The organism is uncultured Caulobacter sp. (assembly GCF_937900395.1).
Taxonomy (GTDB): Bacteria; Pseudomonadota; Alphaproteobacteria; order Caulobacterales; family Caulobacteraceae; genus Caulobacter.
Window position 1 is genome coordinate 1 of sequence record NZ_CALCDX010000041.1, and the last position, 23369, is coordinate 23369.

Annotated in this window: 19 protein-coding genes and 1 tRNA gene; 9 read left to right on the top strand and 11 right to left on the bottom strand. The window is 67.8% G+C overall.

The genetic code is table 11. The features are described from left to right. From gltB to Q0379_RS03190, 3 genes are all read left to right on the top strand, one after another. The coding region (gltB, locus tag Q0379_RS03180) for a glutamate synthase large subunit (RefSeq protein WP_299004177.1) at nt 1-3058 on the top strand (3058 nt) is incomplete at its 5' end. Nucleotides 3059-3205: 147 nt separating this feature from the next. Continuing rightward, the gene (locus Q0379_RS03185; RefSeq protein WP_299004179.1) at nt 3206-4816 is read left to right on the top strand and encodes a cisplatin damage response ATP-dependent DNA ligase; all 1611 of its coding nucleotides are present in this window, start codon (nt 3206-3208) and stop codon (nt 4814-4816) included. Nucleotides 4817-4904: 88 nt separating this feature from the next. After that, nucleotides 4905-6095: an MFS transporter gene (locus tag Q0379_RS03190; protein ID WP_299004181.1), complete on the top strand. Its 1191-nt coding sequence runs from the start codon at nt 4905-4907 to the stop codon at nt 6093-6095. Here Q0379_RS03190 and Q0379_RS03195 read toward each other — a convergent pair. Next, entirely contained in the window at nt 6092-7252 is a 1161-nt protein-coding gene (locus Q0379_RS03195; RefSeq protein WP_299004183.1) for a DegT/DnrJ/EryC1/StrS aminotransferase family protein, read from the bottom strand. The genes Q0379_RS03190 and Q0379_RS03195 overlap by 4 nt on opposite strands. 149 nt (nt 7253-7401) lie before the next feature. On the opposite strand from Q0379_RS03195, the gene Q0379_RS03200 reads away from it, so the two are divergent. Next, nucleotides 7402-8379, top strand: a complete 978-nt coding sequence (locus tag Q0379_RS03200) for a mechanosensitive ion channel family protein (RefSeq protein ID WP_299004185.1) — start codon at nt 7402-7404, stop codon at nt 8377-8379. Nucleotides 8380-8472: 93 nt separating this feature from the next. On the opposite strand, the gene Q0379_RS03205 is transcribed toward Q0379_RS03200, so the two are convergent. The 4 genes from Q0379_RS03205 to Q0379_RS03220 all read right to left on the bottom strand — a co-directional run bounded on the left by Q0379_RS03205 (nt 8473) and on the right by Q0379_RS03220 (nt 10986). After that, nucleotides 8473-8697 carry a hypothetical protein gene (locus Q0379_RS03205; RefSeq protein WP_299004187.1) on the bottom strand — a complete coding sequence of 75 codons (225 nt, stop codon included), beginning with the start codon at nt 8695-8697 and terminating at the stop codon, nt 8473-8475. A 140-nt stretch (nt 8698-8837) separates the two neighbouring features. After that, on the bottom strand, nt 8838-9491 hold the full coding sequence (fsa, locus tag Q0379_RS03210) for a fructose-6-phosphate aldolase (RefSeq protein WP_066687972.1): 654 nt from the start codon (nt 9489-9491) through the stop codon (nt 8838-8840). Nucleotides 9492-9562: 71 nt separating this feature from the next. Further along, a complete protein-coding gene (rfbD, locus tag Q0379_RS03215) occupies nt 9563-10444 on the bottom strand; it encodes a dTDP-4-dehydrorhamnose reductase (protein WP_299004193.1) in 882 nt (293 codons plus the stop codon). Further along, a complete protein-coding gene (locus Q0379_RS03220) occupies nt 10441-10986 on the bottom strand; it encodes an HAD family hydrolase (RefSeq protein WP_299004195.1) in 546 nt (181 codons plus the stop codon). Before Q0379_RS03220 ends, rfbD begins: the two co-directional genes overlap by 4 nt. Nucleotides 10987-11087: 101 nt before the next feature. Here Q0379_RS03220 and Q0379_RS03225 point away from each other — a divergent pair, with 101 nt between their 5' ends. Continuing rightward, a complete protein-coding gene (locus Q0379_RS03225; protein ID WP_299004197.1) occupies nt 11088-12248 on the top strand; it encodes an AGE family epimerase/isomerase in 1161 nt (386 codons plus the stop codon). A 7-nt stretch (nt 12249-12255) separates the two neighbouring features. Here Q0379_RS03225 and Q0379_RS03230 read toward each other — a convergent pair whose 3' ends face one another. Then, on the bottom strand, nt 12256-13566 hold the full coding sequence (locus tag Q0379_RS03230; protein WP_299004199.1) for a mannose-1-phosphate guanylyltransferase/mannose-6-phosphate isomerase: 1311 nt from the start codon (nt 13564-13566) through the stop codon (nt 12256-12258). Nucleotides 13567-13661: 95 nt separating this feature from the next. After that, on the bottom strand, nt 13662-15698 hold the full coding sequence (locus Q0379_RS03235) for an NAD(+) synthase (protein WP_299004202.1): 2037 nt from the start codon (nt 15696-15698) through the stop codon (nt 13662-13664). 211 nt (nt 15699-15909) lie between these two features. Between Q0379_RS03235 and tkt the strand changes: the two genes are divergently transcribed. Then, nucleotides 15910-17871, top strand: coding sequence for a transketolase (gene tkt / locus Q0379_RS03240; protein WP_299004204.1), 1962 nt, complete (start codon nt 15910-15912; stop codon nt 17869-17871). Between the two features lie 19 nt (nt 17872-17890). Here the strand turns inward: tkt and Q0379_RS03245 are convergent, their stop codons facing one another. After that, entirely contained in the window at nt 17891-19075 is a 1185-nt protein-coding gene (locus Q0379_RS03245) for a carbohydrate porin (protein ID WP_299004206.1), read from the bottom strand. 179 nt (nt 19076-19254) lie between these two features. Beyond that, nucleotides 19255-19330 (bottom strand) — tRNA-Ala (locus tag Q0379_RS03250). A 113-nt stretch (nt 19331-19443) separates the two neighbouring features. Here Q0379_RS03250 and Q0379_RS03255 point away from each other — a divergent pair. The 3 genes from Q0379_RS03255 to Q0379_RS03265 all read left to right on the top strand — a co-directional run bounded on the left by Q0379_RS03255 (nt 19444) and on the right by Q0379_RS03265 (nt 21941). Then, nucleotides 19444-19758 (top strand): YggT family protein, encoded by a 315-nt coding sequence (locus Q0379_RS03255; protein WP_299004208.1) that lies wholly within the window; start codon nt 19444-19446, stop codon nt 19756-19758. Continuing rightward, a complete protein-coding gene (locus Q0379_RS03260) occupies nt 19751-20050 on the top strand; it encodes a DUF167 domain-containing protein (RefSeq protein ID WP_299004210.1) in 300 nt (99 codons plus the stop codon). Before Q0379_RS03255 ends, Q0379_RS03260 begins: the two co-directional genes overlap by 8 nt. A gap of 199 nt (nt 20051-20249) precedes the next feature. Then, nucleotides 20250-21941 carry an ATP-binding protein gene (locus Q0379_RS03265; protein WP_299004212.1) on the top strand — a complete coding sequence of 564 codons (1692 nt, stop codon included), beginning with the start codon at nt 20250-20252 and terminating at the stop codon, nt 21939-21941. Here the strand turns inward: Q0379_RS03265 and vsr are convergent. Together vsr and cysK are read right to left on the bottom strand one after the other, a co-directional pair. Continuing rightward, complete coding sequence (gene vsr / locus Q0379_RS03270) at nt 21938-22360, bottom strand: DNA mismatch endonuclease Vsr (RefSeq protein WP_299004214.1); 423 nt, start codon at nt 22358-22360, stop codon at nt 21938-21940. The genes Q0379_RS03265 and vsr overlap by 4 nt on opposite strands. Before the next feature lie 14 nt (nt 22361-22374). Next, the gene (cysK, locus tag Q0379_RS03275; RefSeq protein WP_299004216.1) at nt 22375-23361 is read right to left on the bottom strand and encodes a cysteine synthase A; all 987 of its coding nucleotides are present in this window, start codon (nt 23359-23361) and stop codon (nt 22375-22377) included. Between the last annotated feature and the right edge of the window lie 8 nt (nt 23362-23369).

A 23369-nucleotide genomic window follows, 5' to 3' on the forward strand; every position in this document is an offset into this window, starting at 1 on the left:
CCCGATGGTCGAGGAGGGCAAGGAAGCCGTCGGCTCGATGGGCGACGACACGCCGCTGGCGGTGCTGTCGGAGAAGTACCGCCCGCTCAGCCACTACTTCCGCCAGAACTTCAGCCAGGTGACCAACCCGCCGATCGACCCCCTGCGGGAGACCGGCGTGATGAGCCTGAAGACCCGCTTCAAGAACCTCGGCAACATCCTGGCCCAGGACGCGGCCCAGGCGGACGTCTACGTGCTGGAAAGCCCGGTGCTGACCACCGGCATGTACGAGCGCGTCCACACGCTGCTGGGCGAGAAGAACGTCGCGGTCATCGACTGCACCATGCCGCTGCCGGCCGAGGAGGCCCGCGCCGGCGACGCTCTGCGCGCCAACCTCGACCGCATCCGCGCCGAGGCCGAAGACGCCGTGCTGCGCGGCTGCGGCGCCATCGTCCTGACCGACGAGGCCAGCGACGCCGAGCGCGTGGCCCTGCCCATGATCCTGGCCACCGGCGGCGTCCACGCCCACCTGGTCGCCAAGGGCCTGCGGTCGTACGTCTCGATCATCGTCCGCTCGGCCGAATGCCTGGACACGCACTATTTCGCGGTGCTGGTCGGCGTCGGCGCGACGGCGGTCAACGCCTATCTCGCCCAGGAGAGCTTCCAGGACCGCCTGGAGCGGGGCTTGGTCAGCGACAAGACGCTGCGCGACGTCTGCATCAACTTCAAGACGGCCATCGAGGCCGGTCTGCTGAAGATCATCTCCAAGATGGGCATCAGCGTCATCTCCTCGTACCGCGGCGGCTACAACTTCGAGGCCGTCGGCCTATCGCGCGCCCTGGCCGCCGAGTTCTTCCCCGGCATGCCCTCGCGCATCTCGGGCATCGGCCTGGCCGGCATCGAGAGCAAGGCGGTCGAGCTGCACCGCAAGGCCTGGGGGACGCCCGCCGTCACCCTGCCGGTCGGCGGCCTCTACAAGGCCCGCCGTTCGGGCGAAGCCCACGCGTTCGAAGCCCGCCTGATGCACACCCTGCAGACGGCCTGCGACACGGGGGACTACGAGCTCTATCGCCGCTGGTCCAATGGCCTGCGTACGCAGAAGCCGATCCAGCTGCGCGATCTGCTGGACTGGCGCTCGGACCGCAACCCGATCTCGACCGACGACGTCGAGAGCGTCAACGAGATCCGCAAGCGCTTCGTGACGCCCGGCATGAGCCTGGGGGCCCTGTCCCCCGAGGCCCACGGCGCCCTGAACATCGCCATGAACCGCATCGGCGCCCGCTCGGTCTCGGGCGAAGGCGGCGAGGACAGCGCGCGCTACAAGCCGCTGCCCAACGGCGACAACCCCAACAGCGCCATCAAGCAGGTGGCCTCGGGGCGCTTTGGCGTCACCGCCGAATACCTGAACCAGTGCGTCGAGCTTGAGATCAAGGTCGCCCAGGGCGCCAAGCCCGGCGAGGGCGGCCAGCTGCCCGGCTTCAAGGTCACGGAAATGATCGCCCGCCTGCGTCACTCCACCCCCGGAGTGATGCTGATCAGCCCGCCGCCGCACCACGACATCTATTCGATCGAGGACCTGGCCCAGCTCATCTATGACCTGAAGCAGATCAACCCGATCGCCCGGGTCACGGTGAAGCTGGTGGCCGCCACCGGCATCGGCGCGATTGCGGCCGGCGTCGCCAAGGCCAAGGCCGACGTGATCCTGGTCGCCGGCGGCGTCGGCGGCACCGGCGCCTCGCCCCAGACCTCGGTCAAGTACGCCGGCGGTCCGTGGGAGATGGGCCTGTCGGAAGCCAACCAGGTGCTGACCCTGAACAACCTGCGCCACTCCGTGGTCCTGCGGACCGACGGCGGCATGCGCACGGGCCGCGACATCGTCATCGCCGCCATGCTGGGCGCCGAGGAGTTCGGCATCGGGACCGCCTCGCTGGTGGCCATGGGCTGCATCATGGTGCGCCAGTGCCACTCCAACACCTGCCCGGTCGGGGTCTGCACCCAGGACGAGGCCCTGCGCGCCAAGTTCACCGGCACGCCCGACAAGGTCATCAACCTCTTCACGTTCATCGCTGAAGAGGTGCGCGAGATCCTGGCCGGCCTGGGCTTCAAGAGCCTGCAAGAGATCGTCGGCCGCACCGACCTGCTCGCCCAGGTTAGCCGCGGCGGCGAGCACCTCGACGACCTCGACCTGAACCCGCTGCTGGTCCGCGCCGATCCGGGCGCGAACAAGCCCTACTGCACGGTCGAGGGCCGCAACGCGGTGCCGGACACGCTGGACGCCCAGATCGTCCGCGACGCCGCCCCGCTGCTGGAGCGCGGCGAGAAGATGCAGCTGACCTACACGGTCCGCAGCACCGCCCGCACCATCGGCACGCGCACGTCCAGCCACATCGTCCGCAAGTTCGGCATGAAAGGCCTGCCCTCGGGCCACCTGACGGTCCAGCTCAAGGGCTCGGCGGGCCAGAGCCTGGGCGCCTTCGCCGTCCAGGGCCTACGGATCGAGTTGACGGGCGAGGCCAACGACTATGTCGGCAAGGGCCTGTCGGGCGCGACGATCGTGATCAAGCCGGCGCGAGGCCTGGCGGCGCCGGAGACCAACGCCCTGATCGGCAACACCGTGCTGTTCGGCGCTACCTCGGGCCGGCTGTTCGCGGCGGGTCAGGCCGGCGAGCGCTTCGCCGTCCGCAACTCGGGCGCCGTGACGGTGGTCGAGGGCTGCGGCGCCAACGGCTGCGAGTACATGACCGGCGGCCAGGTGGTGATCCTGGGCCCGACGGGGAACAACTTCGGGGCCGGCATGACCGGCGGCATGGCCTTCGTGCTCGACCAGCACGATCGCTTCCAGGCCAACATCAACCCGGACAGCATCCTCGTGCAGCGGCTGGCCTCGCCCTATTGGGAAGGCGTCCTGCGCTCGCTGATCGCCGAGCACGCCCGCGAAACGGACTCGGTGTTCGCGGCCACCCTGCTGCGCGACTGGGACCGCGTCCGCGACCAGTTCTGGCAGGTCTGCCCGAAGGAGATGGTCAGCCGCCTGCCCCAGCCGCTGGCGGCGGAAGAGGCCGTTCACGAACGCGCCTGATCCGTACGACTTGAAGACTAGAGCCGCCGCGAGAGCCTCACTGCTTTCGCGGCGGTTTTCGTTTCAGGGCGTGGCCAGGGCCTTGCGCACAGGGTTCTGAAGCCGCGTTATGCGGTGGGCTGAACGAACGGAGCCGTCCGACATTCCATGTCCATGCGCGCCTTCGCCCACCTGCTCGACCGGCTGTCCCTGACCAGTTCGCGCAACGCCAAGCTAACCCTGATCGAGGACCACTTGCGGCAGACGCCTGACCCCGATCGCGGCTACGCCCTGGCGGCGCTGACCGGCGCGCTGTCATTCAACGCCGCCAAGCCCACCTTCATTCGCAAGGCGGTCGAGGCGCGGATGGACGCCCAGCTGTTCGGCTGGTCCTACGACTATGTCGGCGACCTGGCCGAGACCGTCGCCCTGGTCTGGCCGGCCAAGCCTGGCGCGAACCGCGCGCCGGAGCTCTCAGAGGTCATCGACGCCCTGCACTCGGCCTCACGCGCCGAGGTCCAGCGGCTGATCGAAGGCTGGCTCGACGCCCTGGATCCTGACGGCCGCTGGGCGCTGCTGAAACTGATGACGGGGGGCCTGCGGGTCGGCGTCTCCTCACGCCTCGCCAAACAAGCCTGCGCCAACTTCGGGGGCGTCGAGATCGGCGACATCGAAGAGGTCTGGCACGCGATGAGCCCGCCTTACGGCGACCTCTTCGCCTGGTTGGAAGGGCGCTCGGAGCGTCCCTCGCCCGATGCGCCGGGGCGTTTCCGGCCGGTCATGCTGGCCCAGCCGATCGACGAGGCCGTCGACTTCGCCAAGCTCGATCCCGCCGACTACGTCGCCGAATGGAAATGGGACGGCATCCGCGTCCAGGCCGTCAGCGAACGGGGCCAGCGCAAGCTCTACACCCGCACGGGCGACGACATATCGGCCAGCTTTCCCGACGTGATCGACGCCCTGGACTTCGAAGGCGTGATCGACGGCGAGTTGCTGGTCCTGCGCAATGGCGCGCTAGCCCCGTTCGGCGATCTGCAGCAGCGCCTGAACCGCAAGACCGTGGACGGCAAGCAGTTGGCGAACTTCCCGGCCGGCATCCGCGCCTACGACCTGATGCTGGACGGCGAGGCGGATCTTCGCGCCCTCCCCTTCATCGAGCGGCGCGCCCGGCTGGAAACCTTCGTCGGTCGCCTGAAGACCACCCGCATCGACCTGTCGCCCCTCCAGCCCTTCTCGACCTGGGAAGAGCTGGCCGCCTTGCGCCTCGATCCGCCCGAAGGCGACGCGCGCCTCTCCGAAGGACTGATGCTCAAGCGACGCGACAGCGTCTACGAACCGGGTCGCCCTAAAGGCCCCTGGTTCAAGTGGAAACGCGATCCGCACCTGATCGACGCGGTGCTGATGTACGCCCAGCGCGGCCACGGGAAGCGGTCCAGCTTCTATTCCGACTACACGTTCGGCGTCTGGCGCGAGGACGACGAGGGTCGACGCGCCCTCACCCCCGTAGGCAAGGCCTATTTCGGCTTCACCGACGAGGAGCTGAAGCAGATCGACAAGTTCGTGCGCGACCATACGATCGAACGCTTCGGCCCGGTGCGCTCGGTGCGCGCCGACCTGGAGTTTGGGCTGGTGTTCGAGGTGGCTTTCGAGGGCCTGCAGCGCTCGACCCGTCACAAATCGGGCGTCGCCATGCGCTTCCCGCGCATCAACCGCATCCGCTGGGACAAGCCCGCGCGCGAAGCCGATGAGCTCGCCACGCTGGAAGCCATGCTCGACTAGGCGTTGGAGCCCGGGCGCCTATATAGCCCGCAAGCGTCGCCTCGACGTCGCGGCTGATCGGCCGCGAGGCGTTCGCGCGGAGTCTCGCATGACCCAAGCCTCGGAAGCCGGCGGACTGAGCCGCGGATTGACTCTCGCCATGGCCGCGGCCACGGGCATCGGCGTCGCCAACATCTACTACAACCAGCCGATGCTGGGCCTCATGCTGCGCGACGTGCCCAGTGGCTTGACCGCCATGGTCCCGACCGCGACGCAGCTGGGTTACGCCGCCGGCCTGTTTCTGCTGGTGCCGCTGGGCGATCTGGTCGAGCGACGCCGGCTGATCGTGCTGCAGTTCCTGGCCCTGGCGGCGGCGCTCGTCGCGGCGGCCATCGCGCCGACGGCGGGGCTGATGATCCTGACCTCGCTGCTGGTCGGCGCGGCCTCGACCGTGGCACAGCAGATCGTACCGTTCGCCGCCCACCTGTCCTCGCCGGAGCGACGCGGCGCAACGGTCGGAACGGTCATGGCCGGCCTGCTGTGCGGCATCCTGCTGAGCCGGACGCTCGCCGGTTTCGTCGCCGAGCACGCCGGCTGGCGGGCGATGTTCTGGCTGGGCGCGCCCATGGCCCTGGCCGCCGGAAGCTGGATGGCGCTGAAGCTGCCGCGCAGCCATCCGCAAACTGGCCTTTCGTATGGCGCCTTGCTGGCCTCGCTGGGCCGGCTTTGGGTCGAGTTCGGCGCCCTGCGCCTCGCCGTCGCAACCCAAGCCCTGCTGTTCGCGACCTTCACCGCTTTCTGGACGACCCTGGCCCTGCATCTGCAAGAGCCGCGCTTCCACCTTGGCGCTGACGTGGCGGGCCTGTTCGGCGTGATCGGCGCCGTGGGCATTCTGGCCGCGCCCTTGGCGGGCCGCATCGCGGACAAGCACGGTCCGCGGCCGATCATCGCCCTGGGCGCCGCCTTGGCGCTGGTTTCTTGGCTGGTCTTCGGCCTCTGGACCGCCATCCCGGGCCTGATCATCGGCGTGATCCTGCTGGACTTCGCGGTGCAGAGCGCGCTCGTCTCCAACCAGCACGTCGTCTACGCCCTGCGGCCCGAAGCCCGCTCGCGGATCAACACCGTCTTCATGGGCGGCATGTTCCTGGGCGGCGCGGCCGGATCGGCGGCGGCGGCTTTCGCGTGGAAAAGCGCCGGCTGGACCGGTGTCTGCGCCCTGGGCGTCAGCCTGACGGCGGCGGCCACCGTCCTTCAGTTGGTCAACCTGGCCCGCCGCCGTAGCGCGCTGAAGGCCGCTTAGGCCCCGAACGACCGGATCGCGTCGATGATCTTCCGCTGGTCGGCTTCGCCCAGATAGGGGTGCATCGGCAGGGCCAGCACGGTCTCGGCCTTGGCCTCGGTCACCGGTAGGCCGCCCGCGCCGCGCGGGAAGGCGGCGTAGGGCGCCTGCACATGCATCGGCACCGGATAGTAGACGGCGGTCGGGATCCCTTGCGCCTTCAGGTGCGCGGCCAGACCATCGCGGTCATGGTGCTCGATCACATACTGGGCCCAGACCGAGACGCCGCCTTCGATCACCGTCGGCGTCGATATCACCGCGCCCTTGAGACCTTCCGCGTAGCGGTCGGCCACGACCTGCCGCAGCGCGATCTCCTCGGCGAAGATCGCCAGCTTCTCGATCAGGATCGCGGCCTGGATCGTATCCAGGCGCGAGTTCATGCCGATGCGGGTGTTCAGGTACTTCGGGTCGTGGTCGAAGGTCTTGCCGGCGAGATCCGGGCCGACGGCCTTGCCGTGGACGCGGTAGCTGTCCATCAGGTCCCAGAGGGTGGCGTCATTGGTCAGCACCGCGCCGCCGTCGCCGTAGCAGCCCAGCGGCTTGGCCGGGAAGAAGCTGGTGGTCGCCACATCCGCCCAGTGCAGCGGATGCTTGCCCCCCAGCGTGCAGCCGAAACCCTGGGCGCTGTCGGCGATCAGCTTCAGGCCTTCGCGGTCGCAGATCGCCTTGATCGCCGGATAGTCCGCCGGCTGGCCGAAAAGGTCGACGGCGATGACAACCTTCGGCGTCAGCTTGCCCTCGGCCTTCACGCCCGCGATGGCGGCGTCCAGCTTGGCGGGGTCGAGGTTGTAGGTGTCGGGTAGGACGTCGACGAACACCGGCGTGGCGCCGACCCACGGCACGACTTCCGGCGTCGCGGCGAAGGTGAAGGACGGACAGAACACCGCGTCGCCCGGACCAACGTCCCAGGCCATCAGCGGCAGGGCGATCGCGTCGGTGCCGTTGGCGCTGGACAGGGCCAGCTTGGCTTGGCCGAATTCCGCGAGCTTGGCCTCGAACGCCCGCACCTGCGGCCCCATGACATAGGCGCCGCTGTCCAGCACCTGGGCGATGGCGGCGTCGATCTTGTCGCGGATCCGGCGTTGCTGCGCGCCGAGGTCGATGAAGGGCATGCTCATGGGCGGCGCTCTTAGTCTTCGTTCACGGCGAATTCGAGCCAATTGATGTAACCGACTGTTTCCGCTGGCTTGACCGGCTGCTCCGAAGCGGAACCATAGCCCCTACCTGCCGTTGACCTGGCGACGCGGGGCCGCCTATCGAGACCTTCATGCAGACCAAGCCAAGCCCGATCCCGGCCAACACGCCGTTGCCGTCGCTGATGAACGTCAAGGCGGACGAGACCATGTTCGGACACTTCCTAGATTGGCTCGGCAAGCTGGCGGTCAATCTCGTGGTCGCCGGCCTGATCCTGGCGGTGACCTTCTGGGTCGCGGGTTGGGCGGCGCGGTTCATGCGGCGCACGCTCAGCCGGGTGCACCGGAACGCGCCGGACCCCACGCTGGAGAGCTTCAGCGCCTCGCTGGCGCGCTATGCGGTGATCGCGGTCGGCCTCGTGGCCGTGCTTCAGCAATTGGGCGTGCAGGCCACCTCTATCCTGGCGGTTCTGGGCGCGGCCTCCCTGGCGATCGGCCTGGCGCTGCAAGGCGCGCTGTCGAACGTGGCGGCGGGGGTGATGATCCTGCTGTTCCGGCCGTATCGCGTCGGCGACGTGATCGAGACCGCGACGCGCCAAGGCACGGTCAAGTCGCTGGACCTGCTGTTCACAGAGATCGCCACCCCGGACAACGTTAAGGTGATGATCCCCAACAGCAAGGTGTTCGGGGATGTGATCCTGAACTACTCGACCCATCGCCATCGCCGAGCCGACGTGCTGTTCAAAGTGCCGCTGAAGACCGACCTCGTCCTCGTGCTCAAGCGCCTGCGCGAACGCGCCGAGAATGATCCGCGCATCCGCAAGGACCCCGCCCCGATGATCGAGGTGACCGATCTGTCGGAAGCCTTCGCCCAGGCGGCGATCAGGGTCTGGACTTCCGCGGCGGACTTCGGGCCTGTGAAGACGGATCTGATGCTTTCGGCCCACCTGCTGGCCGAAAACCCCGAGCGCGCCGACCTGCCGGCGCCGCGCCCTTCTAAAGCCGCAGACCCCTCTCCCGCCATGCCCGGCGAGGGCGAGCACCACCTGCTGGGCTTGATCAAGACCCGTCGCAGGCGGGCGACGCGGACAGCGTCCAAGCCCGAAGCCTAGGTTCGATGAGCCACGCGTGCGAAAGCTGGGGCCTGTCGATCAAGACCGGACATTCCTGCGCCTACTGAATGGCGTGCTCGCCCGCAAGGTCGGCTACGCCGCGCCCTGGCAGTGGGTCCACTCCCGCGCGAACTTCAGGCTGAGCCCCGCCTCCTCGAACACCACACGGCGAAGCTGCCCCAGACGCTCGGGCGCGTCGTGAATGATCACGAACGGAAAGCCGTTGTCGGACAGGAAATCGTGCAGGAAGCGCGAGAATCGATCGGCCTCTTCAGGTCCGGTCAGGCGGACTTCGGTCTCGGCGATCTGGGGAACCATGAGCGTGGCCCTCTGTGAGCGGACCACTTTTAACGCGCGAACTCGCTTCTGCGAACCAGCTTCGCCATTGCGAAATAAACTGTGATCACTTGATCGCCTCCCGGGCGAGCGAAACGCCCGCCCGGAAACGACACAACGCCTTACAGGATGGACTGACCGGTCGAGGCCCAGTCCTTGAGGAACTGCTCCAGGCCCTTGTCGGTCAGCGGGTGCTTGTAAAGATCCGTGAACACCGCCGGCGGGATCGTCACGACATCGGCGCCGACGATGGCGGCTTCCTTGACGTGGGTGGCGTTGCGCACCGAGGCGGCCAGGATTTCGGTCTCGTAGCCGTAGTTGTCGTAGATCGCGCGGATGTCGCGGATCAGATCCATGCCGTCGAAGCCGTAGTCGTCCAGGCGGCCGATGAATGGCGAGACGAAGGTCGCCCCGGCCTTGGCGGCCAGCAGCGCCTGGGTCGGCGAGAAGCACAGGGTGACGTTGGTCTTGATCTCTTCGTCGGCGAAGGCGGCGCAGGCGATCAGGCCATCGCGCGTCAGGGGGATCTTCACGACGACGTTCGGCGCGATCGCCGCCAGCTTCTTGCCTTCGGCGATCATGGCCTCGGCGGTGGTGGCGGCGACCTCGGCGCTGATCGGACCCGGAACGATGTCGCAGATCTCGGCGATCACCTCCAGCATCGGGCGGCCCGACTTGGCGATCAGGGTCGGGTTGGTGGTCACGCCGTCGATCAGGCCGGTGGAGGCCAGGTCGGCGATGACCTTGGTGTCGGTGCTGTCGAGGAAGATCTGCATGGTCGCTCGCGCTGGATTTTCTTGGAGAACTCGCCTCGGGTTTATCGCGCGCGCGGGCGGGACGCCAGCCGCTAGACGGCCAGACCGGACGCGATCAGCCGATCCGCCGTGCGTTCGACGGCCATGCGCCAGGGCTCTGGCTCGAAGCCGAACACGGCGCGCAGCTTGGCGGTGTCGAGCGGCGACCGCGGCGGCCGGGGCGCGGGCTCTGCGAAAGCCGCCTGGGTCGTGGGCTCGATCCGGGCGCGCGCCTGCGGATCGCGGTCGATCGCCGCCTTGGCGAAGTCGAAGCGGCTGGTCTCGCCCGCGTTGGCGAAGTGAAAGAGGCCGAACGCCGGGTCATCCGCCGCCGCGCGGGCCCAACGCGGCGCGGTCGCGACCAGAAAGGCCGCCAGGGCCTCGCCGTCCGTGGGCGTGCCGAACTGATCGGCCACGACCCTCAGCACATCTCGCTCCCGCGCCAGCCGCAGCATGAAGCTGACATAGTTGCGGCCGTAGCGGGAAAAGACCCAGGAGACGCGCAGAACCACGGTGCGGGGATGGGCCAGCACAGCCTGTTCGCCGGCCAGTTTAGAGCGACCATAGACGTTGAGGGGACGCGCTTCGTCGGTCTCGACATAGGGGCGATCTGTCACGCCATCGAACACCGCGTCGGTCGAGAGGTGGACGAACGGCAGGCCCCGCGCCGCACAGGCTTCCGCCATTACGCCCGGCGCGGTCGCGTTGACGGTGATCGCTTCGTCTGGGCGCGCCTCCGCGGGATCGACCTGGGTGAAGGCGGCCGTATTGAGGACGAGATCGCAGTCGACCTCCTGGATCGCCTGCCGGATCTGGATGGCGTTCTCGAGGTCGCATTCGGCGCGGGACAGCGCGATCACCTCGACGCGTCCACGGGCGGCCGCCTGGACAGCGGTGGCGACCTGCCCAGTCCTGCCGAACTGCAGGATCTTCATTTCAGTTCTGGAACGCGATCGCCGAGCACCTGGGCGACGAAGGCCCGCAGATTGCCGCCCTTGAACAGATAGCCGGGCATGCCGGCGCGGTTTCCCGCCTCCACGTCGATGTGACGGTCGCCGATGATCACGGCCTCTTCCGGCCTCAGGTTCCAGTCGGCCAAGCCCCGCAAGATCATGCCGGGATTGGGCTTGCGGTCGGGGTGGTCGGCCACGCGATAGGCCTCCACGATCGCCGCTTCGTGGAAGGGGGAATAGTAGAAGGCGTTGATCTGCCCGCCCAGCTCGGCCAGTTGGTCCTGCATGGCGTCGTGGAAGCGGTCCATGGCCGCCTCGTCGAAATAGCCGCGGCCGATGCCCGACTGGTTCGTGACGACCAGGACCTTCAACCCCGCCTTGCTGATCGCCGCCACGGCCTCCCGAGCGCCCTCGATCCAGTCGAGCCGCGCTGGGTCGAAGACATAGCCGTGATCGATGTTCAGGACGCCATCGCGGTCCAGAAACACGGCCTTCAGGGGCGGAAGATCAGAGGCGCCGGTCATGCCTTGAGCAGTACCGCGCGCGAAACGAATTCGCCAGACCACTGTCTTGGCCTCGACACGGATTGCGCTCTAGAAGGGCCTATATCTCAGGGAATTCCTCGATGACGAACGCCTTCGCCGACGCCGCCCGCCTGCGCGACCGCCTCAAGACCTGGGCGACCGAGGCGGCCTATCCACTTTGGTGGACGGTCGGGGCGGACCACGAGAAGGGCGGCTTTTTCGAGAAGCTGGACCTCGAAGGCGCGCCGGTCGACGGCCCGCGCCGGGGACGGGTCCTGCCGCGCCAGATCTTCTCGTTCGCCATCGCCGGTGATCTCGGCTGGGCCGGCCCCTGGCGCGAAGCCGTCGAGCACGGACTGTCCTTCTATCTCGCGGCGTACCGTCGCCCCGACGGTCTGTTCCGGACCCTGATCGGCCCCAACGGAGAGAGCCTGGACGAGACGGCGGAGCTTTACGACCAAGCCTTCGCCATGTTCGCCCTGGCGGCCGTCGCCAAGGCGCTGCCGGCGCGCGCGGCCGAGGCCAAGGCGATCGCCGTCGAGGTGCGCGAAAAGCTGATCGCCGAGCGCAAACATCCGGTCGCGGGTTTCCACCAGTCCAATCCGCCGACCGCGCCGCTGCAGTCCAACCCGCACATGCACCTGTTCGAGGCGATGCTGGCCTGGACCGCGATTGACGACGATCCGGCCTGGCGCGCCCTGGCGGACGAGATCGCCGAACTGGCGCTCGCCAAGTTCATCGACGCCAAGAGCGGTCAGCTGCGCGAATTCTTCGACCTGGACTGGAACGCCGCGCCGGGCGTCGAGGGGCGCATCTGCGAGCCGGGGCACCAGTTCGAGTGGGGCTGGCTGCTGCTGCGCTGGGGCAAGCTGGCGGGTCGCTCCGACGCAACCAGGGCCGCTCTGCGCATGATCGACGACGCCGAAGCCAAGGGCGTCGATCTGGCGCGCGGCGTGGCGATCAACGCCCTGCTCGACGATTTCTCGATCCACGACAACGGCGCTCGCCTGTGGCCGCAGACCGAGCGGATCAAGGCCGCCGTGCTGGCGGCCGAGATCACCGGAGACGCCAAGTACTGGGACATGGCCGCCGCCGGCGCGGAGGGTCTGCTGACCTATCTGCGGACGCCAGTCCCAGGCCTGTGGCGCGACAAGTATCAGCCCGACGAGACCTTCGTGGAGGAGCCGGCGCCGGCCAGCTCCTTCTACCATATCGCCCTGGCGATCCTGGAGCTCGACCGGACGGTCGGCGCGCAGGCGTAAGCGAGACCTATCGCGGGCGAGTGACCAGCAGGGTCGCCGCCCCGATGGCGCGGGCGCGGACCTCGTCCGCTAGCGGGACCACCGCGCCGGCGGCGTAGACGTCGCCGTCCATCTCGAGAACGCCCTCAAGCACCTGGATCGTCGAGGCCGGCAGGACGAAATCTTCGCCCGCCGAGGCGCGTCGCAGTTCGACGTCGAAGCCGTCGGTCGAGACAAGGGTTTCGGTCCCACTGGGCGAGGCGCTGCGGCGCGAGGCGATCGAACGGCCCTTGGCCTTGAGACCATCGACGAGCGTCTTGACCGCCTGGCTGTCCTTGCGATGACAGACCAGCACCGCGTCCGGCTCGACCACCACGACGATGTCGCTGACGCCGATCACGCCGACATACGGGCCCGTTGAGCGCACCAGCACGCCCGTCGCGCCGTGGAGGTCGACGTCGCCGGCCCGAGCGTTGCCCTCGCCATCGCGGGTCGAGGCCTCCCAGATGGCGTCCCAGGCGCCGAGGTCGGACCAGGCGAAGGCGGCCGGGACCACTGCGGCCTTCTGGGTCCGCTCCATGACCGCGTAGTCCAACGAGATCTTCTTGGCCTGGGCGAAGGCCTCGCGATCAAGCCGGCCCACGCCCGCCTCGAGCTCCAGATCCGCGACGCAGGCCTTGGCGGCGGCGGCCACCGACGGCTCGAACGCCTCGAACTCGCCCAGCAGGGTCGCGGCCTTGAAGGCGAAGTTGCCGCTATTCCAGAGGTAGCCCTCAAGCAGGTAACGCTCGGCCGTGGCCTGGTCCGGCTTTTCGACGAAGGCGGCGACCTCCCGAACCGAGCCGTCCAGCAGCGCCTCTCCAGGACGGATATAGCCAAAGCCGGTGGCCGGAACGGTGGGCTGGACGCCAAACGTGACGATCAGCCCCTCTTCGGCCGCCCGCGCCGCCGCCAGCGCCGCTTGTTCAAAGATCTCCGGCTCGGAAATGTGGTGATCGGCCGCCAGCATCAGCACCACGCCGTCCGGGTCCTGACGCTCGACATAGGCGGCGGCGGCGGCCACCGCGGGCGCGGAGTCGCGTGCTTCTGGCTCAACCAGGATCGTGGTCCAGGCGCCGATCTCGGCGGTCTGTTCGGCGACGAAGCCGACCATCGCCTCGCCGGTGACCACCACCACCTCGGCCACGCCCGGAATGTCCTTCACCCGAAGGACCGTCTCCTGGAACGAGGAGCGGTGGCCGACCAGTTTCAGGAACTGTTTGGGTTGGTCGCTTCGCGAGGCGGGCCACAGACGCGTGCCCGAACCGCCGCACAAGATCACTGGATAGATCGCAGCCAAGACTTAATCCCCACACTCTTCAGTCTTTCGCCTCTGATAGGGCGTTATTGCGAAGGGTGCTTAAAGGGAAAGCCGCCAGTAACGAAGAGTTTTCGTCAGTCTGGAACGCCAGCGTGCAATTCGGCCAGCCAGGCGTCGGCCGTGGCGTCCGACGGCATCCGCCAATCCCCGCGCGGAGACAGGGCGCCGCCGGACGATATCTTCGGCCCGTTCGGCACGGCCGAACGCTTGAACTGGTTGGCGAAGAAGCGCTTCAGGAACAGCTCCAGCCAGCGCTTGATCTCCGGTAGGTCGTAGGCCCGACGGGCGGTCTCGGGCAGGCCCGCCGGCCAGCCGCCCCTGTCCGCGTCATGCCAGGCGCTCCAGGCCAGGAAGGCGATCTTGGACGGCGCCATGCCGTAGCGGGTCATGTAGTAGAGATTGAAGTCCTGCAGGGCGTAGGGGCCGACGAAGCTCTCGGTCGCCTGCACCTCCTCGCCCGGAACCAGCTCTGGCGAGATCTCGGTGGCGAGAATGTCTTCCAGCAGCGCCGTCGTGCTCACGTCCACGTCGCCGGAGTGGGCGACGAAGCGGATCAGGTGCTGGATCAGCGTCTTAGGAACCCCGCAATTGGGGTTGTAGTGGCTCATCTGGTCACCGACGCCGTAGGTGCACCAGCCCAGCGCCAGCTCCGACAGGTCGCCCGTGCCGACCACCATGCCCTTGAAGTGGTTGGCCAAGCGGAACAGGTAGTCCGTGCGAAGGCCCGCCTGGACGTTCTCGAACGTCACGTCATAGACGGGCTCGCCCTTGGCGAAGGGGTGGCCGAGATCGGCCAGCATCTGCTTGGCGGCCGGACGGATGTCGATCTCCTCGGCCGTGACCCCCATCGCCCTCATCAGCGCCCAGGCGTTGGACTTGGTGCGGTCCGAGGTGGCGAAGCCTGGCAGAGTATAGCCGCGAATGTCCGAGCGCGGTCGGCCCAGCTGGTCCATGGCCTTGGCGGCGACGATCAGGGCGTGGGTCGAATCCAGGCCGCCCGAAATTCCGATCACCAGACTCTTGGAACCTGTCGCCTCGACTCGGCGCGCCAGGCCTTGGACCTGAATGTTGTAGGCCTCGTAGCAGTTCTCGCGCAGCTTGGCGGGGTCGGACGGCGTGAACGGGAAGCGCTCGATCCCTCGCGCCAGGGCGAGGTTCCGGGCCGGCGGCCGGAAGTCGAACGGGATCACGCGGAACGGAACCTTGGGCGGGGCCAGGGCCATGGAGTCGCCGAAGCTGCCGACCCGCATGCGTTCCTGCCGGATGCGCTCGACATCGACGTCGGCGAAGGTCCAGGCCGGGCCGGTCGAGAACCGGGCGGTCTCGGCCAGCAGATGACCCATCTCGTGAATGTCGACATGGCCGTCCCACGCCAGGTCCGTGGAGCTCTCGCCCGCCCCGGCGGCGGAATAGACATAGGCCGCGATCGCGCGTTCAGACTGGCTGGCGCAGAGCAGGCGGCGGGTTTCGGACTTGCCGATCGTGATGTTGCTGGCCGACAGGTTCAGCAGGATTTCGGCGCCCGCCAGGGCCTGGGCGGTGCTTGGCGGATTGGGCGTCCAGACGTCCTCGCAGATCTCGACGCCGACTGTGAATGGCGTCGGACCGGCGGCGCGGAACACGACGTCCGTTCCGAACGGAACAGACTGGCCGGCCAAGCTTAACGTCTTGCCGGCGACCCCGGCGCCGGGCGTGAACCAGCGGCGCTCGTAGAACTCCCGGTAGTTGGGCAGGAAGCTCTTGGGGACGACGCCCAGCACCTTGCCGCCTTGGATGGCGACGCCCGTGTTGTAGAGGCGCCCAGCATCCCGTACGGGCGCGCCAACAACGATCATCGGCGACAGCTTGCGCGTCTCGTCAGCCAGGGTCGCGATCGCCGCCTCGACTGCGTCCAGCAGGACCTCCTGCTGCAGAAGGTCGTCGATCGTGTAGCCCGTCATGCCCAGCTCGGGGAACACGATGACCGCGACGCCGGCGTCGTGCGCCTCGCGCGCCAGGGCCAGAATACTCTGGGCGTTCGCGGCGGGATCGGCCAGCTTCACCTTCGGGACGGCGGTCGCCACCCGAACAAAGCCGTGGCGGTAGGGCGAGAAGAACGACGGACTACCCAAGCGACCGGCCTTTCCCATCTGACGGCCGCCTTATGCTGAAAGTGAGCATAAGGCGCGCTCCAGCTATAACGCCTGCGGAGCCTGTTGCATAGCGTCCACGGCGGGCGGTCAGCTCCCGGATAAAGGCCGTGTCGCGGGTTGACCCCTCCGGGTTCCCATGCGACTGCGCCGATCGCGCAGCCCTGCAAAACAAAGACAAGACGGAACTTCCATGCCCGTTTCGCCCATCAAGATGGCCGACGCGATCCGCGTCCTTTCCATGGACGCCGTGCACAAGGCCAAGTCCGGACACCAAGGCATGCCGATGGGCATGGCCGACGTGGCGACGGTGCTTTGGAGCAAGTTCCTGAAGTTCGACGCGTCCCAGCCCAACTGGGCCGACCGCGACCGCTTCGTCCTGTCGGCCGGCCACGGCTCGATGCTGCTGTATTCGCTGCTTCATCTGACCGGCTTCAAGGCCGTGACGATGAAGGAGATCGAAAACTTCCGTCAGTGGGGTTCGCTGACCCCCGGCCACCCGGAAGTCCACCACACGCCCGGCGTCGAGACCACGACCGGTCCGCTGGGCCAGGGCCTGGCCACCGCCGTCGGCATGGCCATGGCGGAAGCCCATCTGGCCGCTCGCTTTGGCCATGACATCGTCGACCACCGCACCTGGGTCATCGCCGGCGACGGCTGCCTGATGGAAGGCGTCAGCCACGAGGCGATCAGCATCGCCGGCCGCCTGCGCCTGAAGAAGCTGACAGTGCTGTTCGACGACAACAACACCACGATCGACGGCGAGGCGACGATCTCCGAGACCGGCGACCAGGTCGCCCGTTTCAAGGCCGCCGGCTGGGCGGTGAAGGTCGTCGACGGCCACGACCACGGCAAGATCGCCGCCGCCCTGCGCTGGGCGACCAAGCAGGACCGCCCGACCATGATCGCGTGCAAGACGCTGATCTCGAAGGGCTCGGGTCCGAAGGAAGGCGACCCTCACAGCCACGGCTACACCCTGTTCGACGACCAGATCAAAGCCGCTCGCGAGGCGATGGGCTGGGACGCCGCGCCGTTCACCGTGCCGGATGACATCGCCAAGGCCTGGAAGAGCGTCGGCCGTCGCGGCGCCAAGGTCCGCAAGGCCTGGGAAGGCAAGCTGGCCGCCTCGATCCAGGCCAGCGAGTTCAAGCGCGCGATGGCGGGGGAACTGCCGGCCAACGCCTTCGAAGCCCTGGACGCTCACATCGCCAAGGCTCTGGAGACCAAGCCGGTCAACGCCACCCGCGTCCACTCCGGCTCGGCCCTCGATCACCTCGTCCCGGTCATCCCCGAGATGATCGGCGGCTCGGCCGACCTGACCGGCTCAAACAACACCCTGGTCAAGGGCATGGGCGCGTTCGACACGCCCGACTACAAGGGCCGCTACGTCCACTACGGCGTGCGTGAGTTCGGCATGGCCGCAGCCATGAACGGCATGTCGCTGCATGGCGGCGTGATCCCGTACTCGGGCACCTTCCTGGCCTTCGCCGACTACAGCCGCGCCGCGATCCGCCTGGGCGCCCTGATGGAGACCCGCGTCATCCACGTGATGACTCACGACTCCATCGGCCTGGGCGAAGACGGTCCGACCCACCAGCCGGTCGAGCATGTCGCCTCGCTGCGCGCCATCCCGAACCTGCTGGTCTTCCGTCCGGCCGACGCGGTCGAGGCCGCCGAGTGCTGGAAGGTCGCCCTGCAGCAGCAGCGCACGCCGTCGGTGATGACCCTGTCGCGCCAGAAGACGCCGCATGTGCGCAGCCAGGGCGGCGACCTGTCGGCCAAGGGCGCCTATGAGCTGCTGGCGGCGGAAGGCGGCGAGGCGCAGGTGACGATCTTCGCTTCGGGCACCGAGGTCGGCGTGGCCGTGGCCGCGCGCGACATCCTGCAGGCCAAGGGCAAGCCGACCCGCGTCGTCTCGACCCCCTGCTGGGAGCTCTTCGACAAGCAGGACGCCGCCTACCAGGCCGCCGTCATCGGCAAGGCCCCGGTCCGCGTCGCCGTCGAGGCCGGCGTGCGCATGGGCTGGGAGCGCTTCATCGGCGAGACCGGCAAGTTCGTCGGCATGAAGAGCTTCGGCGCCTCCGCGCCGTTCGAGGTGCTCTATCAGAAGTTCGGCATCACCGCCGAGGCCGTCGCCGAAGCCGCGCTGGCTTAAGACTCCGGACGGGGTGGCGTCAGAACGCCACCCCAAACCGCAGAGTGGCGACCAGGGCGTGGCCGACAGCCCCGTCAGCGCCGGGATTGCGAATGTACTGAAGATCCGGCTGGATCGTGACCGGACCGACCTTGTCGGCGTAGGTCACCTCGATCGCGCTCTCCGCGCGCGTCAAACTCTGCCCTTCATCCAGCGCGTTGGCGCGGAACTTCCCCGTCAGGAAGGCTTGGTTCACGCCCACCGAGAAGGCGCTGTCCGGTCGGCTTTCGAAGACGCGCTCGACCAGCAGGCCAGCCTGCCAACCACCTCGGAAAGCCGTGGTGTCGCCGTCGGAGAGGCCGAGGCGCGCGAAGGCGGTTGTCTTGCGCACCGCGTCGTCGTCTGCGCCTGTCAGCTGGCGCTCCAGCAGCAGATAGGCGCCCTGCGCCGCCTTGGCGGCTGGATAGCCAGCGACGGTGATCTCCCGGATGTCCGGCTGCTTCTTGGTGTAGCGCCAAGCCCCGAAGGCCACCTTGCCGCGCCCCTGCCAGCCCGCCTCGGCGATCGTCAGCAGACCGTGCTCGAACTCGGTGCAGACGCCGCCTGGGTCGCCGAGCACGCCCGAGTGAGCGTTGATCGCCGCCGCTTGGACATAGACGTGTTCGTTCGGCGTCCAGCGAACACGCGCGGAGAGAGCCGTCGAGGGGAAGATGGACGGTCCGTTCGGTCCCGTGGCCGCCAGCTCGGACCCGATGCCGAAAGCCGGCGCCAGCAGCAGCCCGGCGCTGTCATTGGCGTAGAATTCGCTGTTGAGGTCATAGAGACCGATCAGGACGGAACCCTTGTCACTAAAGCTCTGCTCGACCCAGGCCTCGAACAGGCGCGCCCTCTGACGCGTCACCTCGATGTTGTCGACGCCCTGCAAAGTGCCGGCGTCGTCGTTGGGCATGGCGCCGCTGTTGTTCAGCAACAGGACGTGCGCCCTGGCGCCTTTCCAGCCCGCGGCCTTCTCCAGATCGATGTCAGCGCCCAGCTGCAGGTCGTCCAGCACCCGGCCGCGCCGGGCCAAACCGCCACTGACGACGCCCGCGACATCGACCGTATAGCCGCCGCTCAGAACGATGGCCTCGCCGAGCGCTTCGCCCGCGAGAGCAGGCGCAGCCGCGACAAAGGCGGCGGTAACGATCGCTCCGACCTGGAGCGCAAGATAGCGGCGCTGACGCATTCGACCCCCGGACGCCAATCTTTGGGCGTGCCCGAATGCTAGGCTTCGATGCCGGCGATCCTGTTAAGCAAGACTGTGGCGCGTGGTCGCAGTTGGCGCATCTTACATGCCCACGCTCACGCTTCCGCAGTTTCGAGCCAGGCGGCTCGAGCGATTTGTCACGCTTTCGGGGAAGTCCTTGGTGGAGCCGAGGGGAATCGAACCCCTGACCTCCTCATTGCGAACGAGGCGCTCTACCATCTGAGCTACGGCCCCAAGGAGCGGCGGAGATACGGCCCCTGAGCCGTCTCGTCAAGCGGGGTTATCACGCCGCCTTGTCAGCATCGTTCTGGCGGGGCAAGAAGCTCAGGCGTATCGACGGAAAACCCATGGCCCCGATCATCCATCTCGTCTTCTTCATCATCAACGCGCTGGTTGACCTGCTGTGGTGGGCCATCGTGATCTCGGCGATCCTGAGCTGGCTGTTCGCGTTCGAGGTGATCAATCGCCGCAATCAGTTCGTCTACAACGTCGCCACCGTTCTGGATCGGATCACGGACCCGATCCTGAGGCCGTTCCGCCGCTTCATCCCGGCCATCGGCGGCGTCGATATCAGCCCGATCATCGTGCTGCTGCTTCTGCGCGGCGTTCAGATCTTCATCCTGCCAGCGCTTGAAGCGGCCCTGATCGGCCCCTTTGGCTGAGATCCTGGCGGTACGGCTGACGCCGCGCGGCGGCCGCGACGCCGCAGACGGCTGGGCGCTCGACGCGGACGGCCGACCCTATCTGAAGGTGCGCGTCGCCAGTCCGCCCGTGGACGGCGCCGCCAACGCGGCCTTGATCGCCTTTCTCGCCAAGCGCTTGAAGATTCCACGCTCGGGCATAAGGCTCGCGTCAGGCGACACCGCGAGGGTCAAGCGGCTGGAGCTGGATGGCGTCGATCAAGCCGAGCTTGACCGCGTGTTCGGCCCACGCCCGTCGGCGATTGGCGCCTGACCGCTACGCGCTCGATGCGCGGAAACGGCCACTTTGGGCCAAGTCATTGATCAACCATGTTTCTTTTCACAACCTCTTAGGCCTTCGAGCCTAATCTCTTGTCGAGGTCCCCGGTCGGGCCTCCATGGGAATGGCGCTGATGAGCGCGGTAGGGGAAAGACGGCAGGCCGCCCACGCGCTCGCTTCGCGGCGCGCGAATATGGTCCTGCGCCTGGTCGCGGCCTTCTCCATCGCCCTGATCCTGGACGTCTTCATCCACCTGCGCTGGGTCTGGGTTTGGGCGGCGACCTATGCGGCCTTGCAGTTCGTCGAACTCGGCGGAGCCCTATGGGTTCGTCATCGCTCGGACCAGGTCCAGGCCGTGTGGCGACGCCTCACCGTGACCGCCCTTCCCCTGCTGACCTCGACGGTCTTTGGGTATCTCTCACTGCCGCTGTTTGGCTCCGAGGCGCGGTTCGCCCCTACGCTGGGCGCCATGTTGTTGGCCGGGGCGCTGCTGAATGTGGTGGTGATCAACGGAAGCCGGCGGACCGCGATCATCTCCGCCGCCACGCCCTATGTGCTCTATCTGCTGATCGTGCCGTTCGTCGCGCGGGCCGCCAATCCGGGATCGCCCCTGGCCAATGCCCTGTGGTTCGGAGCCTTGCTGCTGATCGCCACGGTGACGATCGCGGCGCACACGCTGCACACCGCGCTCAGGGCCGCGGCGAAGGCCAAGGACGAGGCCGAGCGCAGGCGTCACGAAGCCGAAGAGGCCGTCGCCGCCAAGTCGGCCTTCGTCGCGATGATCAGCCACGAACTCCGTACGCCGATCAGCGCGATCATGGCGGGCGCCGATCGGCTGCGCAGCGATGTCCCGGACGCCAAGTCGAAGGTTCAAGCCCAGCTGATCGCTGACGCCGGCGGAATGATGCGCGGCCTGTTGAACGACCTGCTGGACTTCTCCCGGCTGGAGGCCGGACGAATGTCGGTGGAGGGGGCGCCGTTCAATCTGCGCCAGACGATCGCCGACACCGTCAGGCTCTGGCGCCCCGAAGCCATGCGTAAAGGCCTACGCCTGCGGGTCAAGGGCGCTTCGGCCCTGCCCCGCTGGGTCGTGGGCGACGCCATGCGGCTTCGGCAGGTGCTCAACAACCTGCTGTCCAACGCCCTGAAGTTCACGACGCGCGGCGAGATCACGGTCGTTCTGCGCTCCGACATCGAGCAGTCTACGGTCCGACTGTCGATCGATGTCGCCGACACCGGCCCCGGGATCCCGGAAGCCGCGCTTTCGCGTCTCTTCACGCCGTTCGAACAGCTGAGCGACGCCATCGCCCGCCACCACGGCGGGTCGGGCCTGGGTCTGGTGATCAGTCGGGAACTGGCGCGCCTGATGGGGGGCGATCTTTTGGCCAGCAGCCCGTCCGGCCAAGGCGCGCGCTTCACCTTCAGCGCCAAGCTGGAAACCGCCGAAGCGCCGGCAAACGCGCCCGCGACTCCGCCCATTGTCGACCTGCGGGTGCTGGTCGTGGACGATCACCTCGTCAATCGCAGAGCGCTGGAACTGGTCCTGCAGCCGTTCGGCGTCCGCGCCACCCTCGCGGAGTCGGCGGACCAGGCCCTGGAACTCCTGCAAACCGAAGCCTTCGACGTGGTGCTGATGGACGTCTACATGCCCGGGATGGACGGTCGAGCCGCGACGCAGGTTCTGCGCGCCAGCAGCGGGCCTAACCGGGACATTCCCGTGATCGCCGTCACCGCCTCCGCCGCACCGAAGGACTGGGACTCCTTCGCCGCCGCGGGGATGAACGACCACGTCTCCAAGCCGATCGATCCTTTCGAGCTCTACGCGGCCCTGGCGCGGGCGTCATCCACGGGCAAGCCTGACGTCCATGCGCGGACCACCGCTTAGCGCGCGGCCGGTCGCTCCAGTCGCCGCGCCAACCTCGCCGTCAGGATCGGCTCGTCCTTCAGCTCGCATTCCCACACCGTCTCAACGGCCCAGCCATCGGCGCGCAATGCTTCCTGAGCCTTCTCGTCGCGCGCCTTGTTGCGGGCGACCTTACCGAGCCAATAGTCGCGGTTGGCCTTTGGCACCCTGGAGCCTCGGGCGCAGTCATGACCGTGCCAGAAGCAGCCGTGGACGAAGATGGCCAGCTTCCTTCCCGGCATGACGATGTCGGGATTGCCGGGGAGGTCCTTGCGGTGCAGGCGGTAGCGCGCGCCCAAGCCGGTGAGGATGCGGCGCACCGCCTTCTCGGGCGAGGTGTCCTTGCTCCTGACCCGCGCCATGACGGCCGAGCGCTTTTCCTTGTCGTAGACGTCGGTCAAGCGCCCGCCGCCCCCTAGAGCCCGTCGAATAGTGCCGTCGACAGATAGCGTTCGGCGAAGCTGGGAATGATCGTGACGATCGTCTTGCCCTTGTACTCGTCACGCAGGGCGAGATCGAAAGCCGCGACCAGCGCCGCGCCGGAGCTGATGCCGACCGGCAGGCCTTCGACGGCCGCCGCGCGGCGCGCCATGGCGAAGGCGTCGTCATTGCTGACCTGGACGATGTCGTCGATCACCCCGCGATCCAGCACGCCCGGCACGAAGCCCGCGCCGATGCCCTGGATCTTGTGGGGGCCCGGCGCGCCGCCCGACAGAACGGGCGAGGCCTCGGGCTCGACCGCGACCATCTTCAGCGACGGCTTGCGGGCCTTCAGCACTTGGCCGACGCCGGTGATCGTGCCGCCGGTGCCGACGCCCGAGACCACCGCGTCCACGGCGCCGGCGGTATCGTTCCAGATTTCCTCGGCCGTCGAGACCCGGTGGATCAGCGGATTGGCGCTGTTCTCGAACTGCTGGGGCATGACCGCGCCCGGCGTGGCTTCGATCAGTTCCTGAGCACGCGCGACCGCGCCGCGCATGCCCTTTTCGGCGGGGGTCAACTCCAGCTTGGCGCCCAGCAGCAGTAGCATCTTGCGACGTTCGATCGACATGCTTTCCGGCATGACTAGCGTGAGCTTGTAGCCCTTGGCCGCCGCCACGAAGGCCAGGGCGATGCCGGTGTTGCCGCTGGTGGGTTCGACGATCGTCGCGCCCGGCTTCAGGATGCCTTGAGCCTCCAGCGACTCGATCATCGACACGCCGATCCGGTCCTTGACCGATGAGATCGGGTTGAAGAACTCCAGCTTGGCCAGGACCTCGGCCTTGGGCTTCAGCTCGGCCGACAGGCGCGGCAGGCGCACCAGCGGCGTATCGCCGATCGTGTCGATGATCGAGTCGTAGACCTTGCCGCGACCGGCGCGCTTGAAGCGGGCGGCGTCATAGAGGGAGGAAGCGTCGTCCATCGGAACAC

What these genes read in the sequence shown, in the direction of transcription:
- Q0379_RS03185 (WP_299004179.1), top strand. Translation starts at nt 3,206, where the DNA reads ATGTCCATGCGCGCCTTCGCCCACCTGCTCGACCGGCTGTCCCTGACC.
- Q0379_RS03190 (WP_299004181.1), top strand. Translation starts at nt 4,905, where the DNA reads ATGACCCAAGCCTCGGAAGCCGGCGGACTGAGCCGCGGATTGACTCTC.
- Q0379_RS03195 (WP_299004183.1), bottom strand. Translation starts at nt 7,252, where the DNA reads ATGAGCATGCCCTTCATCGACCTCGGCGCGCAGCAACGCCGGATCCGC.
- Q0379_RS03200 (WP_299004185.1), top strand. Translation starts at nt 7,402, where the DNA reads ATGCAGACCAAGCCAAGCCCGATCCCGGCCAACACGCCGTTGCCGTCG.
- Q0379_RS03205 (WP_299004187.1), bottom strand. Translation starts at nt 8,697, where the DNA reads ATGGTTCCCCAGATCGCCGAGACCGAAGTCCGCCTGACCGGACCTGAA.
- fsa (WP_066687972.1), bottom strand. Translation starts at nt 9,491, where the DNA reads ATGCAGATCTTCCTCGACAGCACCGACACCAAGGTCATCGCCGACCTG.
- rfbD (WP_299004193.1), bottom strand. Translation starts at nt 10,444, where the DNA reads ATGAAGATCCTGCAGTTCGGCAGGACTGGGCAGGTCGCCACCGCTGTC.
- Q0379_RS03220 (WP_299004195.1), bottom strand. Translation starts at nt 10,986, where the DNA reads ATGACCGGCGCCTCTGATCTTCCGCCCCTGAAGGCCGTGTTTCTGGAC.
- Q0379_RS03225 (WP_299004197.1), top strand. Translation starts at nt 11,088, where the DNA reads ATGACGAACGCCTTCGCCGACGCCGCCCGCCTGCGCGACCGCCTCAAG.
- tkt (WP_299004204.1), top strand. Translation starts at nt 15,910, where the DNA reads ATGCCCGTTTCGCCCATCAAGATGGCCGACGCGATCCGCGTCCTTTCC.
- Q0379_RS03245 (WP_299004206.1), bottom strand. Translation starts at nt 19,075, where the DNA reads ATGCGTCAGCGCCGCTATCTTGCGCTCCAGGTCGGAGCGATCGTTACC.
- Q0379_RS03255 (WP_299004208.1), top strand. Translation starts at nt 19,444, where the DNA reads ATGGCCCCGATCATCCATCTCGTCTTCTTCATCATCAACGCGCTGGTT.
- Q0379_RS03265 (WP_299004212.1), top strand. Translation starts at nt 20,250, where the DNA reads ATGGTCCTGCGCCTGGTCGCGGCCTTCTCCATCGCCCTGATCCTGGAC.
- cysK (WP_299004216.1), bottom strand. Translation starts at nt 23,361, where the DNA reads ATGGACGACGCTTCCTCCCTCTATGACGCCGCCCGCTTCAAGCGCGCC.